Below are 13,640 nucleotides of genomic sequence, written 5' to 3' on the forward strand. Positions count from 1 at the left end.
AAAAAGGTTCGCTTCTTTCGAAACGAACCTTTTTGATTTAGTAGTTAACGGTAAAACCGGAATAATAAGCGAAACGTTAATGAAAATCGGGAACAGGAAATAAATAGCCACCAAACAGGATGTAAGCCCATAACAATGTCCAGAAAATATTAAATATTTGTGCAGTAACAAAAGTAAAGGCTGGTTTTCCTCCCTGAAGTTTCACCAATGAGGAGAATTTAGCTTCCATTCCGATAGAAATAAATGCAAGGGCAAACCAAATGGTACGCAAGCCATTCAGGCTTGATCCGATACTTTTTGCTGTAGCTGGTTCCAGGAGGAATGAAAAGACCAATGACGCGCCAATAAACCCGAGTACGAATTTGGGAAAACGTTCCCACACTATTTTAAGGCCAGGGCTTTCGGCACGTACCACGCCGGCTGCTTCAGCTTTTGGTTTTTTATAGGCCCACCATATTGCAATAAAAAATGCAGCTACTCCGATAAATACATTTTGAGAGAATTTGGCAATCACTCCTGCTTTAACTGCAATTGGGCCAACAATATCTCCTGCCGCGGTAACTGTTGCCGTGGTATCTAATGTACCACCCAACCAGGCACCGCCAACCACTTCAGGGATGTGAAAAAATTTCACCGCCCAGGGCTGTATAATCATCATGGGTATAGCCATCACCAATACCAGCGTGGTAACATAAGACAGCTTGCGTTTATCGCCATTGATAGCCCCCGCAGCTACAATGGCAGCAGAAACCCCGCAAATGGATACAGCTGAGGCCAATATTACTCCAAATTCGTCATCTACTTTTAACTTACGGCTTAACCATAAAGAAAAAAACCAAACGGCTGTTACCACAATTACGGCCTGGATAATACCAGGTAGGCCAGCCTTAATTAAATCTCCTGATACAATACTGGTACCTAAAATAACCAAACCTGTTTTAATGTAGAATTCTGAACGTACAGCTTCTTTTAGCCATTCGGGTAATTGAACCAAATTACCCAATGCGATGCCAATCAATAATGCAAATACAACATATTCCAGGCCATAGTAAGACACTGTTTTATTTCCACCAATAATGAAAGAAATGGTTGCCAGTACATAAATTAATGTAAAACCAGTGGCAAACCTGCCTACGTGACCGCCTGATAACAAGATTGCGACACCTGCCAAAGCCAAAAATATTGCCCCGGTTTCTACGATCAAAAGTAAATTATGTGGCGCTAAAATTTTATTAAAAAGATCGTCTGTATTGCTCCATTTATATGCAGGTAAACTTATGGAAGTTCCATTTCCAGATAAATAAAGTACTGTAGCAATAATAATGGTTCCCAGTATCACGGCCCACCAATCTTCAGTAAGCGATTGCAAAAATGTTTTCTTGTCTGGGGTTATCCCCGCATCGGTTAAAGCAGCCGAGTGATCTGCTGTAGTGTTGTGGTCTGACATAGTGTTTTTTATTTGTGATGTTAATTGATTTCAATTTTAAATATATCTTTCAGCGCCTGTTTTGCTGCATGATAGCCCGCCATTCCATGCACACCTCCCCCAGGCGGAGTTGATGAGGAACAGATGTATAAACCTTTGGCTGAAGTTTTATAAGGCGACCAGCGCAAAGCCGGACGGGTAAACAGTTGGCCGATATCCAGAATACCACCATTAATATCGCCTCCAATGTAATTGGGATTATGCGCTTCCATTTGTGCTGTATCCATGGTGTGACGGGCGAGAATCCGGTCTCTAAACCCCGGGGCAAAACGTTCTACCTGTTTTTCAATAATACCAGTCAGATCTTGTGTTGAACCATTGGGTACATGGCAGTAAGCCCAGGCGGTTTGCTGACCTGCAGGAGCCCGGGTCTGATCAAAAAGACTTTGCTGGGCCAGGAGTACAAAAGGTTTTTCGGCCTGTACGCCCTTACTCGTTTTAAGTTCCCCATCTGCAATCTCTTCGAAGGTATTGCCCAGGTGTATGGTTGCTGCCTCAAGACATGCTGCCGCTTTAAAAGGTATTGGCCCATCTAATGCCCAATCTATTTTATATACACCCATACCATATCGGTATCGTTCCAATTGCCATCTATAAATATTGGAAAATTTGTGCCCCGCAATTTTTAATAACTGTTTTGGTGTTACGTCGAATAATACGGCATGAGCAGATGGTAATTGTTGCAAATCAGCTATAAAAGTTCCTGTTTGTATCACCCCGCCAATGGATTTAAAATAACCAGCCAATGCACTGGCAATGGAAGCTGAACCACCCTTTGGAACAGGCCAGCCCTTAAGGTGACCGGTTGCCATTAGCACCAAGCCTATTGCTGTAGTGCTCAGGTTGTTTAACGGCTGAATAGAATGTGCGGCCATACCGCCAAACAATCCACGGGCATGTTTTTCTTTAAATTTGTTTACGAACTGAGCAGCACTGGTTAATGCTTTTAATCCGAAACCAGCCATCGCCAAGGGATGTGATGGAAAACGAAGCGGTCCTAAAGCATCTTTATCAATTAAACGCCAGGCAGTGGTTACCGATTCCATCAGCGATTGGTAAGTGTGGCCATCAAGGCCTAAATGTGCTGCTGTTTTTTGAATAGAATGATCTAAAACTGCTGCCGTACCATCATCAAAAGGATGTGCTGCCGCTAATGTGGGGTAAATATATTCAAGGCCATGATCGCTTAGTGGCAATGTTTTAAAAAAAGGAGAGGCAACCGCCATCGGGTGAATTGCCGAACATACATCATGTTTAAATCCTGGCAATGTGAGTTCCTGGGTAGATAATCCTCCGCCGATCTGGTCTTTTCCTTCTATAATCAATACGGATAAGCCCTGTTGTTGCAACAGTATTCCTGCCGCCAATCCGTTAGGACCTGATCCCACTACAATCGCATCGTAATCACGTTTTTCTAAACTCATTTATTTGTATAATTTTCGGGCTTAAACCAAACTGAACCATCATTTTTCACTTTCCATGCCGTAATGGGATTCATGTGATATCCGCCTATATTTGGTCCTCTTGCTTCTGCTAACTGTTTTAAAGTTGGTTGAAGATAACCAGTCTCGTCGGTTACTCGGCTCAATATCTCGGTTTCGTTACCATCCCATTCCCATAAATACCTGAAATAAGTATGAGCTTTACTTAAAACCGGCTCCTGTAGATTGGCAAGCTGCCAGTTTTTGCCACCATCGGTACTTACTTCCACTTTTTGTACCTTTCCCCTACCGCTCCAACCAATTCCCCTGATCTCTATGAAACCTTTACTAACCTTTTGAGGATAAACAGGGTAGGTTATAATAGAACGGGCATCCATCTCAAAACTGAACATTCTTATTTTATCCTTTACGGGATAAGTGTATTTTGAGGTCTCCTCCCGGGTCATATAAGGTTCCTCTGATAACTCAATCCGCCGCAACCATTTAATATTCATATTTCCCTCAAATCCGGGTAACAAAAGCCTGATTGGATAACCTTGCTCAGGTCTGATGGCTTCCCCATTCTGGGCATAAACGATCATCGCGTCATCCCAGGCTTTAGCCAAAGGGATGGTGCGGGTCATTACTGCGGCATCCGATCCTTCTGCTAAAAACCATTGGGCCTTAACATCAATTCCCACTTCGTTAAAAAGAGTCGACAGCATCACCCCTGTCCATTCGCTCTGGCTGGTAAGCCCCAAAATATCCTGCGGAGTCATCTCCTCTTTACCAGTCCTGAAATTACCAGCACATTCGATAAAACAGGTTCTGGTAACTGCAGGAAAACGCTTAAGATCGGCCAGGCTAAACTTCATTGGCCGTTCTACCAGGCCATGTATTAATAATTCGTGCTTAGCTGGATCAATGGCTGGAACCCCTGCATGATGGCGTTCGAAATGAAGATCTGCGGGGGTAATTGTACTGTGTAAATCCTGCAAAGGTGTTCTGGAAGAAATATCAGAAGGCTTACGTACAGGTTGCTCAAAAACCGAACGTTTTCCAAGAGGGCTTGGCCCTGGCCCAGGCAATTTAGTGGGATCATCCAGATCGTGCAGAAGTTTTTCATCCGCTTGTAAAGCACCAGCAAAAAGCTTATTTACAGGCAAAACTGCAGCTGCAATTATACCGCCCAATAAAGTACGTCGGCTAATTTTTCCTGTAACTCCTTTTCGGTTATTTTTCCTGTTCATTTGATTTCTGGTCCTCCTTTACGATCGTCCATGACAAATAACTTTTTAGCAGGCATTACAATTTGGGCAAGGTTTTGAGCATTGAGTATGACATCGGCTTTAATTATTTTATTGGCATTCAGCAGGTAGGCACTCAGACTATAAACTTCATTATCGCTGAGTGATCCTGGCAGATTATAGGGCATGGAGCGCCTGATGTAATCGAACAGCGTAGTGGCATACGGCCAGTAATTGCCGATCGTTTTGGGTCTGGCTTTCGCCGAGGTATCTCCTACTAAAGCCGTTCCGGGTAACTTTACACCGGGCGTTTCAGTTCCATTTACGCCATGGCAAACCGCACATTTTGCTGCATACAGGAGCCGGCCTTTCTTTACATCTCCCTGCCCTGCTGGTAAACCTTTTCCGTCAGGGCGGATATCAATATCCCAGGCTGCAATTTCTTTGGCTGTGGCTGTTCGGCCAAATCCGAATTTCCTGAAACGTTTTAAAGTATCCTGCAAATCTCCCTGTGCCTGCGAATGCTCAAATCTGCCGCCTAATGAGCAAAGAAGCAAGCTGATGGGAAAGGCTAATGCCAATAAAATCTTCCTGTTCATACTGTTTAATATTTCCCTGCGTTCAAACTGCTTTTGGGTAGTATATATTGGCGTTGATAACGATCTAAAACCACATAAATAGAATCTTTATGCTCGTTCAAACCAGAAAGTATCACCCGATTCCCATCTGCGGTATCGTATTTTAATACCATCCGGTTTCTTTTGGTTACTGGTTGCTTTTCTGCAAACTCCCTGTCCCTTCGGGTAGACCAGGCACGTTTATCAATCATTTCTTTTTCATTGCCTATATGTTGCCAGGCTACTTGGCTAATCCAGTTATCTGTTTCTGGCGTTTTTTTAACAGCTTCCTTCCTTTTGCCCCGTAAAGCCATTACATTCTTATCCTGCAGGTAAAGTACATGGTCTACGGTATCTGCATAATAATGAAATGCCCTTTGTCCTCCTGCGACACCGCTAATTTCAAAAGTTCGCTGAATATCCCGCATTGGGCTGCCCCCACCATTAGAAGGATCGATGAGGACAGGACGATTAACCCTGAAAGTTAATGTTGTCCAGTTTTCAAACGTTGCCTCCTGCCAGCGTACTGAATCCAACGGATTGTAGGGAATATTTTGACCATTAATTTTAAACTCGGTTACCCTGTAATTCCCTCTTAACACCTTCAGCCCGGCAGTTGAGGGTTGTTTATATGGATCGTATTTAAAATTGATGACCTCAGTATAAGTCATCACACCAAAGAAAATGATGAAAGTGAGTGCTTTTAAACCAATCCGGGTATATTTTAATGCTGGCTGGCTTAAATCCGGATAAATCCGAAAAGGTACTGTGTAACGTTCTAAAATCAACAGGTTGTACAATTTCGGAAAGTCATCTGCCGCAAGAAAAAGGCCAAGTACAACAAAATAAAAGGCGTATACGTGCACACCACCATCATAAGCATAATTTACGAATGTGATATCACCCAGGGCTGCAACCAATAATATTGCTCCGAAAGTGGTGGTTTTCCTAAAAAAAAGCAATACCCCGGCCAGAATTTCCACTACACCACCAAATACCTGGTACCAGGGCACAATCCCAACGGATAGCCAGTATACTTTTTGAGCGGTAAAATCGCCAAAATTGCTATTTAATAACCCTAAAGAAGGATATGGCATTTGTGTTGGAAAGAGTTTGGTAAAACCGAAACCAATGATACCGATTCCGGCCCGGTAGCGCACCACTACCCTGATCCAATAGTAAAGCAGATGGTAAGATTTACTTTTACGATCAAAAATGGTCCAGATTAATGCACCTATGAAACCTATTAGAAGCGCTATTCCCCAGTCCAGATAGTCGAGCAAAAAGTTACGCTTCTGCGGCAAACCTGTTTGACGGCCTGCCTGATCGCCTCTTTCTGAATTTATTTTCTGCGCTGTTTTAGGCTTTTTTTTGCTCTTTTCAGCTCCGGCTTCTGCTCCGGGTGAATCGGTAATATCGCGGTTTCGCTGACCTACAAAAAGAGATACAAAACTGGGCTGAAAGCGGGCAATATCATAAAGATCGCGGTAATGCGGACGGGACCAATCTAAAGTAAAAACGTTTTTATACCAGTTTCCTGAAAAGGGAATACACATGGCCAAAAGAAATATAAACAATACCCGGAAGCCAAACTTTTTTGATTTTGACCAGGGCTTAATGGCTACTTCTCTGGCTATGCTTGAAGTATCGTGTTGCTTATGCTCAGACATCTTTGTTATTTTTTCTTGAATTAAAGTTTAAGTGCTTTTCTGCGGCTCATTTTCAGCGGATACTTTTTATCTATCCTGTTCAAAACCACGTGAATAGTGTCGCGTTTTTCATTTATTCCGCTCAGTACTATGGTGGAGGTATCTGGCCGGCTGTAGCTTAGGGTTAACCGCTCTGTTTTATAATGCACATTTTTATTTTCCAGCAGCAATGTCTTATGGGCAGTATCGATCACATAACTATAGTAATGCCTACCTCCTGAACCTGCCAATTCGTAATTGCGGTCTTTATCCTGAGCAAATAGTTGTTCGTAGTTTGCAGAATCTATCCGCACCCGGCGATTAGAACGGATACTAATGGTTGCCCATCTTTCAAAAACCACATCTTTCCAACGGATCGGATCAGCAGGGTTATATGGCCTTACTTGTCCATTAATTTTAAATTCACTTACATCGTAAATCCCCGCAGCTCCGGCGAGCCCCCCTGCTTTGGGAAACTGATATGGATCATTGTGTAATCCCGAATAAGTTTTAAAACCATAGAGAAATACAAAAAAGAAGATGATTACAGATTTAAGTATGAGCCTTATTTTTTGCGTTTGAACAGTAAAGAAAGGCTTAAATCGGTTGGGTTCTGTTGGTTGTTCTAACGATATTAATTTGTAAATCCTTTGCGCATCGAACCACAATACAAAGAGTGCAAAACTGATCAGGTAACTGGCGTAAACGTATTCTCCGCCCTGATAAGCCAGGTTGGAAATAAAAACATTACCTGTAAAGATTAATATAATGATGGCTCCAATGGTAGCAGTTTGTCTGAAGAATAACAGTAATCCGGCAAGTATTTCTATTCCGCCCAAAAAAGCCTCATAACCCGTGGTAATACCCAGGCTCATGGAGAAAATCTTCCAATCAGTAAAATCGCCATAACTGGTATTGAGATTGCTGATAGAAGGGAATGGTGCCTGCAATGGAAAGAATTTAATAAACCCATATCCAATGATACCAATGGCTAAACGATACCTTACAACAACCCTTAACCAATAATACAGTTTATCATAATCGACATTTTTATAGGTCGACCTGGACCATAAAACGGAGCCCAGTAAGGCAATAACCAAAATAATTGCCCAATTGAGAAAGTTATCCGGCCCGGGAATAAACTTGGCCGATAAACGACTCAGATTAAAGATATCGCCATAGCTGACTTTTAACCAGTTAAAGCCTGAAACAGTTTTAAAAAAATCTGTGCTTACCGGGATAGCCTGGAGTATGAAATAGATAAAAAGGAACCTAAAAATTGCTTTTTCGGTTGAAGTCCAATCTGGGCCTTTGGTGGTATTTATATTGCTCATACTAGGTTATTTTTTATCATTGGCCTTATTCGCCACCGTAATGGATTTGCGGGGCTCTTTAATCACCTGCCGCTTCAGCAGATCATATTTTTGTCCTGCCCGCAGGAAGAAAAATGGTCCGCTTGATGCGGTAAAATCTTCCCGACCATCCACTACATGCTTATCCGTATTGTTTACAATGGTATTATAATCATAGATGGCAACAACCGATTTACCGAGTACCTGCAAACTATCCCGCTGCACTAAAACTGCTGTCGCTTCATCTAGTCCCAGTCCGATTAATTCCGGAGATTTGCGAATGAAATCAACAAGATCAAATTGTCTGTTGCGCACCAGTAAATGCTGATCGATTGCAGCATTCTTTAACAAGCCTAGTCCCTGGGTATGATCGCCAACCAGGATGTGAGCACCTTTAGTATCGCCCCGCCACAGAAATGAGCCCAGAATGGATGCACCAGCCGAACTTCCTGCAATCACACCTCCCCTGCTCAAAACGTCTATAAATGCCTGATGGGTAAGGGTATTGAGGTAAGAATCGGCAATTCGCCATTGCCTTCCGCCTTCAAAATATACTGCTGTAGCATTTTTTAAGGGGGCGATAAATTTTTCGCTGTTTGCTTCACTGAGGTTATTGGTATGAAAAAGCGTTACATTCCTTATTCCCGTTTGGCGTTTCACTTCGGCAACTCCTTTTTGATCGAAGGCAGCAGAATCACCTCCTGCAGTGGTTACAACCACCAGAACGGCCTTATCCTTACCCCCGGCGAGTTCGGTAAATTTATCCCAGATGTCACGTTGAGCACCTACATTTCCACCGATAATAAGCAGGCTTCCCTTATCAGGACCATGTCTGGTATCAGATTTTTTAATCGTTATTGGTGCGCGTTGTGCAAATAAAGCGCTGTAAAATGCCAGCATGGCCAGCATCATGAAGGTTTGTTTTTTCATCATCTTAAATGGTTAATAACCTGGGTTACGGTTTCCACCTGCAAGCTGTGGATCAACCAATGTTTCATTATATGGAATAGGAAAAAGATAAAGGTGTTTGTCAGGCAGTCCTAAAAGGGTTTGCGCACGATCAGTTCTCACCAAATTAAACCAGCGGTCGGCTTCAAAAGGGAATTCTACCTGACGTTCCTTTTCCAATGCCAATAAAATATCAGGCAGCGTACCGGCCGTACTTGCTGATACTCCAGCCCGGCTTCGTACGGCATTCAAATCTGAAATGGCACTGTTGGTTCCGGTTAAATTGCCTTGATAAGCACGTGCTTCTGATCGGATGAGGTAAAGCTCGGCTATTCTGATTACGTAGGCAGGATCGGTACCCAAAGGGTTACGATAATATAATTTTCCATACCATAAATTTCCCGGAGGCGCAGTTTGAGCAATCAGTGCATTCCGATTTCCGCCCACAGCAGGGTTATTTAACAGGCTAACCAAAGCATCGTTGGGTGACCATTCTCTACGTCCGCCAAGTGCTGGTGGTAACCACCAATTGCTATGCCCGTTGGTGTTGGAGGTGGTATAAGCCAGTTCCAGTACCGATTCGGCTGTAGCGGCAGCATTATTGGCAAAAAATGCACTGTATGGTGCTAAAAGGCTATAATTTGCATTATCACCAATAACTGAAGTAGCGAATTGCTCGGCCAGGGCCCAGTTTTTTTGATAGAGATAAAACCTTGCCTTAAGTGCCTGAACAGTTCTCAAGGATACCCTGTTGCGGTTTATTGTGGCGGGTACCAGGGCTTCAGCACTGTTTAAATCCTTTAGCACTTGTGCATAAGTGTCGGCAAGGCTGCTTCTCGGTATTCCGGTATTATCAGCTGAAGTATTCGTTGGCTTTAAGATCAACTGGACACCTCCCCAACCTCTTGCAAGGTCGAAATAAGCCAGTGCCCTTACAAAATACGCTTCCCCTAGATATTGGTTTTTTAATGCGGTGGTTAACTGGCTATCATTTACTCCTGGCACCTTATCAATAATGTAATTGGCCTGTGAAATGGTTTTGTAGATGGCTGTCCAGGCCGATTGTACATAACCATTGGTAGCTGAGGTTAAGTGCTTGGTAATTTCATTTGGATCAGCCTGCGATCCCGACCATTGAATATCTCCTGCAGATAAATAAGATAGTGCAGGAAAATTTGAACCGTAATAACTATTGGCGGCCAATAAATTAAACAGACCATTTACGGCTGTGGCTGCCGTTCCGGCATTAATAATGGCCTGTTCCTGATCTACCTGAAGCTGGGGTTGTGTTTCCAAAAACTTCTTGCAGGAAGAAAATAATAAGATAATTGCAAGTATATAAGTTACTTTTTTCATGTTTAACTGCTTAAAGGTTAGAAGGTAATATTTGCACCAATCTGGAAGCTTCGTGGAACTGGTGGTGTTCCTAAATCATACCCCAGAACGGTTGCCGAGGAGGATACGTTTATCTCCGGATCAGGGCCTTTGTATTTCGTCCATAAGGCCAGGTTTGAACCACTGGCGTAAATTCTAACCGATGACATTTTTGCTTTTCTAACGAATTGCTTTGGCAGGTTATAACCCAGTGTCACATTGCTGAGGCGAATAAAAGATCCATCTTCAATGTTACGGCTGGTTGGGCTGATGGTATAATTCTGACCATACGCAGTAAGCCTTGGCATATCGGTTATATCACCTGGTTTTTGCCAGCGCTCCAGTTGATAAACATCCATTGCCCTGTTCGCATCACGTGTACCACCTCCTTCAAGGAAATAGTTGTTGTTGTTGTAAACCTTATTGCCGTAAACGAAATTGAAGAACACTGATAGGTCAAAACCCTTGTAGCTAAAATTGTTGGTAATTCCGCCATTGAATTTAGGTAATGCATTGCCCACAGGAACAATGTCATTAGAATTGATTACCCCGTTCTTGTCGGCATCTTCATAAACGGCATTACCCGTTTGAGGATCAACATACAACTGGTTGTAGGTAAAAAAAGTATACATAGATAAGCCTTCTACCATTCTTTGAGCAGCATAGGCTGCCACTACAGGAGTGGGCAGTTTTTCTATTTTATTGATGTTTCTGGAAACATTCAGGTTAGTGCTCCATTTGAAATCATGATCAATATTGATGCTGCTTACATTCAGCTCAAATCCTTTATTACTCATTTCACCAGCATTGGTTAAAATAGAAGAAAAGCCTTTACTCGATGCAAGTGGTAAATTAAGCAGGAGGTTGCTGGTATACTTTTCATAAACATCTCCACTGATGGTTAATCTTTCTTTAAAAAGGCTTAAATCAAGTCCGATATTGGTTTGGCGGGTACTCTCCCATTTAAGATCGGGATTAGCCAGTTGCGAGGGAATAGTTCCGGGATTGTTTTGATAATTTGCTCCAGCGCCCCATAATCCACGCGAAGCAAAATCATTTATACCATTTTGGTTACCCGTTACACCCAGGCTGGCACGGAGTTTAAGGTCAGAGACTACAGCAACATCTTTTAAAAAGTTCTCCTTTTTAATTCGCCAGGATAATCCGGCAGAAGGAAAATAACCCCACTGGTGATTAGCACCGAAACGGGAAGAACCGTCACCACGAATACTAAAAACAGCATAATATTTACCTGCATAATTATAATTTAGTCTGGCAAAGAACGAAGATAAGGTGTATTTAGATTCGGTTGCAGATGAAGTGGTTGTTGCAGCAGATGCAATCTGTTGGAAAGAGTCGTTTGGAAAATTGGTTCCTTGCGCCAAAACCTGATTGGTTACCGAGCCCTGCAGTGAGTTACCGATGAGTACACCGAGTGCATGATCGCCAAACGCATGGTTATAGTTTAAGGTTTGCTCATTGGTCCAGATGGTGTTGTTACTTACGCTGGTAGAACCTAAGTTTTTGTTGGCAATTCCTAAATTGGTCAGGCTATTCCAGTATTGAAACTCATTGTACTGATTATAGTCTACGCTCCAGCTGGTTTTGAATGTTAGATCCTTTAAAATTTTGGCTTCCCCATAAACATTGCTAATCAATCGATTACTTGTACTATTCATATTGGTGTTAGCCAGCAATACATCCAGATTATCAAAACCTGCCCATTTTCCGGGTGTTCCGTCGGCATTTACCTCAGGCAGATAAGTTGGCGTATGTAGAGCTGACTGGAGCATCCCACCTTGTGGCCCATCGCCCACCCTTGCATTGGTACGGTAAGTTTGAGTGAGGAGGTTACTGGTACCGATGGTGATAAAGTCACCAATCCTTTGATCCAGATTAATTTTAAAGCTTCCACGTCTAAAATCATTGGTTTTGAGTGTAGCTTCCTGTTTATTTAAACCTCCACCAATATAATAGGTTGTTTTATCGTTGCCGCCAGACACTGAAGCATCATAGTTTTGAAGAAACCCTGTTCGAAAGGCTTTATTTAAACGATCGTAAGTATTTTGATCCTGTGGCAAACCGCGTGCTGCCGGAGATGCCGTAGGGTTATCGGTAAGTGCACGGAATGGCTGAAATCTATACGTCGTTACCGGAGTTGTTCCGTTTGCGGCAGCAATGGCTATTGCATCTGCATTGGAATTGCGGTAAAACTCATTTACCAGCTCTGCATGTTGTGGTCCTGTTACCAAATCCCATAACTTGGGTGCTTTTGCAAAGCCCACGTAACTGCTTAAAGTAACTTTTGGTCCGGTGTTGTATTTACCGCGTTTGGTTGTAATTAAAATTACTCCATTTGCTGCTCTCGCACCATAAATGGCTGTAGCATCAGCATCTTTCAATACCGTGATGTTTTCAATGTCATCCGGATTAATATCTGATAATGGGTTATTGGCCTGACCTTGTGTACTAATCCGCTGAAGTGAACTATTGTTAACATATACTCCATCTATTACGTATAAAGGATCATTACTGGCATTGATAGAGGTTGTTCCTCTAATGCGGATAAACATCCCATCTCCAGGTATTCCTGTAGACGTACTTACCTGTAAACCGGGTGCCTTTCCTTGAAGCTGTTCAGCAAAGGTGGCTGTTGGTTTTGTCCGAACCTCATCAACCGCAATGGTAGAAACAGAACCTGTCAGTGATTTTCGGGTTTGAGTACCATACCCCACAACCACGACATCATTTAACTGGCTACTGGTTTCCCTCAACCGAATGGTAACCGGACTACTGGATACCACAATTTCTTTAGTTTGGTACCCAATATAGCTTAAGATTAGCGTGTAGGGTAATTTTTGCCCGGTTACGAACACAAATTTACCTTCATTGTCAGTGGATACCGAGTGCGTAACACCTTTAATCCGAACAATAACCCCTGGCAAAGGCTGCTTGCTTGCGGAGTCGACTACCACGCCCTGGAGATTAGAATTGATTAATGGTGGAGGTTCTACCTGGGCAAATATTTTGCCTGAAAGGAAGAGCAGGAAAAATAAAAAAATGAAGCTGGCAGGTATAAAATGCTTTTTCTTATGGAGAAATATTTCCATATTTAACTGGTTTTAAATTGATGATTAAATTCATTGATTAAGACTGGAAGGGTATCAGTGCGTGATTGGCGTTACAGAACTGATATTCCATGATAACCGGCAAGGCTTCCTTGTCGGTTTTTTGTTGTTTGGTTTAGTACATTTTCAAAATCGGGATAGTGTGGTCATTAATACTGCAGGTTGAGCGTGTAAAACAGCCTAGCTACAACAACAGCAAATTGGTATAACCAACTGTGGTTGCAGATCAATTTGTATAGAATCGGTTCCAGAGCGCGACCGGGTTTTGAATACTAATGCTGTTTTCATGATTGGTGTCAAACATAAAAATTATTATTTAATCTACCAAATCGATAGACTAACTATTTTAAATGTTACATACCTGAAATGTGTTGTGGGT

General features: G+C 42.5%; 9 protein-coding genes. All 9 read right to left on the reverse strand.

Annotation, left to right across the window (positions count from 1 at the left end):
- Window positions 1-76 precede the first annotated feature (76 nt).
- Genes ACQY77_RS05260 through ACQY77_RS05300 form a run of 9 tightly spaced genes read right to left on the reverse strand, consistent with a single transcriptional unit; the run spans window position 77 to window position 13,243 of the window.
- Complete coding sequence (locus ACQY77_RS05260; RefSeq protein ID WP_421939035.1) at window positions 77-1,447, reverse strand: YeiH family protein; 1,371 nt, start codon at window positions 1,445-1,447, stop codon at window positions 77-79.
- Between the two features lie 20 nt (window positions 1,448-1,467).
- Window positions 1,468-2,910 carry a phytoene desaturase family protein gene (locus tag ACQY77_RS05265; RefSeq protein ID WP_421939034.1) on the reverse strand — a complete coding sequence of 481 codons (1,443 nt, stop codon included), beginning with the start codon at window positions 2,908-2,910 and terminating at the stop codon, window positions 1,468-1,470.
- A complete protein-coding gene (gene soxC, locus ACQY77_RS05270; protein ID WP_421939033.1) occupies window positions 2,907-4,157 on the reverse strand; it encodes a sulfite dehydrogenase in 1,251 nt (416 codons plus the stop codon). The genes ACQY77_RS05265 and soxC overlap by 4 nt, the downstream gene beginning before the upstream one ends.
- Window positions 4,154-4,753, reverse strand: a complete 600-nt coding sequence (locus ACQY77_RS05275) for a c-type cytochrome (protein ID WP_421939032.1) — start codon at window positions 4,751-4,753, stop codon at window positions 4,154-4,156. The genes soxC and ACQY77_RS05275 overlap by 4 nt, the downstream gene beginning before the upstream one ends.
- A 5-nt stretch (window positions 4,754-4,758) precedes the next feature.
- On the reverse strand, window positions 4,759-6,441 hold the full coding sequence (locus ACQY77_RS05280; RefSeq protein ID WP_421939031.1) for a hypothetical protein: 1,683 nt from the start codon (window positions 6,439-6,441) through the stop codon (window positions 4,759-4,761).
- Window positions 6,442-6,461: 20 nt separating this feature from the next.
- Window positions 6,462-7,793 (reverse strand): DoxX family protein, encoded by a 1,332-nt coding sequence (locus ACQY77_RS05285; protein WP_421939030.1) that lies wholly within the window; start codon window positions 7,791-7,793, stop codon window positions 6,462-6,464.
- Window positions 7,794-7,799: 6 nt separating this feature from the next.
- A complete protein-coding gene (locus tag ACQY77_RS05290; RefSeq protein ID WP_421939029.1) occupies window positions 7,800-8,744 on the reverse strand; it encodes a cyanophycinase in 945 nt (314 codons plus the stop codon).
- Window positions 8,745-8,753: 9 nt separating this feature from the next.
- Complete coding sequence (locus tag ACQY77_RS05295) at window positions 8,754-10,115, reverse strand: RagB/SusD family nutrient uptake outer membrane protein (RefSeq protein ID WP_421939028.1); 1,362 nt, start codon at window positions 10,113-10,115, stop codon at window positions 8,754-8,756.
- Between the two features lie 17 nt (window positions 10,116-10,132).
- Window positions 10,133-13,243 (reverse strand): SusC/RagA family TonB-linked outer membrane protein, encoded by a 3,111-nt coding sequence (locus ACQY77_RS05300; RefSeq protein WP_421939027.1) that lies wholly within the window; start codon window positions 13,241-13,243, stop codon window positions 10,133-10,135.
- Window positions 13,244-13,640: the final 397 nt, after the last annotated feature.

The organism is Pedobacter sp. (genome assembly GCF_965279535.1).
Classification (GTDB): Bacteria; Bacteroidota; Bacteroidia; order Sphingobacteriales; family Sphingobacteriaceae; genus Pedobacter.

What these genes read in the sequence shown, in the direction of transcription:
- ACQY77_RS05265 (WP_421939034.1), bottom strand. Translation starts at nt 2,910, where the DNA reads ATGAGTTTAGAAAAACGTGATTACGATGCGATTGTAGTGGGATCAGGT.
- ACQY77_RS05300 (WP_421939027.1), bottom strand. Translation starts at nt 13,243, where the DNA reads ATGGAAATATTTCTCCATAAGAAAAAGCATTTTATACCTGCCAGCTTC.
- ACQY77_RS05280 (WP_421939031.1), bottom strand. Translation starts at nt 6,441, where the DNA reads ATGTCTGAGCATAAGCAACACGATACTTCAAGCATAGCCAGAGAAGTA.
- ACQY77_RS05295 (WP_421939028.1), bottom strand. Translation starts at nt 10,115, where the DNA reads ATGAAAAAAGTAACTTATATACTTGCAATTATCTTATTATTTTCTTCC.
- soxC (WP_421939033.1), bottom strand. Translation starts at nt 4,157, where the DNA reads ATGAACAGGAAAAATAACCGAAAAGGAGTTACAGGAAAAATTAGCCGA.
- ACQY77_RS05260 (WP_421939035.1), bottom strand. Translation starts at nt 1,447, where the DNA reads ATGTCAGACCACAACACTACAGCAGATCACTCGGCTGCTTTAACCGAT.
- ACQY77_RS05285 (WP_421939030.1), bottom strand. Translation starts at nt 7,793, where the DNA reads ATGAGCAATATAAATACCACCAAAGGCCCAGATTGGACTTCAACCGAA.
- ACQY77_RS05275 (WP_421939032.1), bottom strand. Translation starts at nt 4,753, where the DNA reads ATGAACAGGAAGATTTTATTGGCATTAGCCTTTCCCATCAGCTTGCTT.
- ACQY77_RS05290 (WP_421939029.1), bottom strand. Translation starts at nt 8,744, where the DNA reads ATGATGAAAAAACAAACCTTCATGATGCTGGCCATGCTGGCATTTTAC.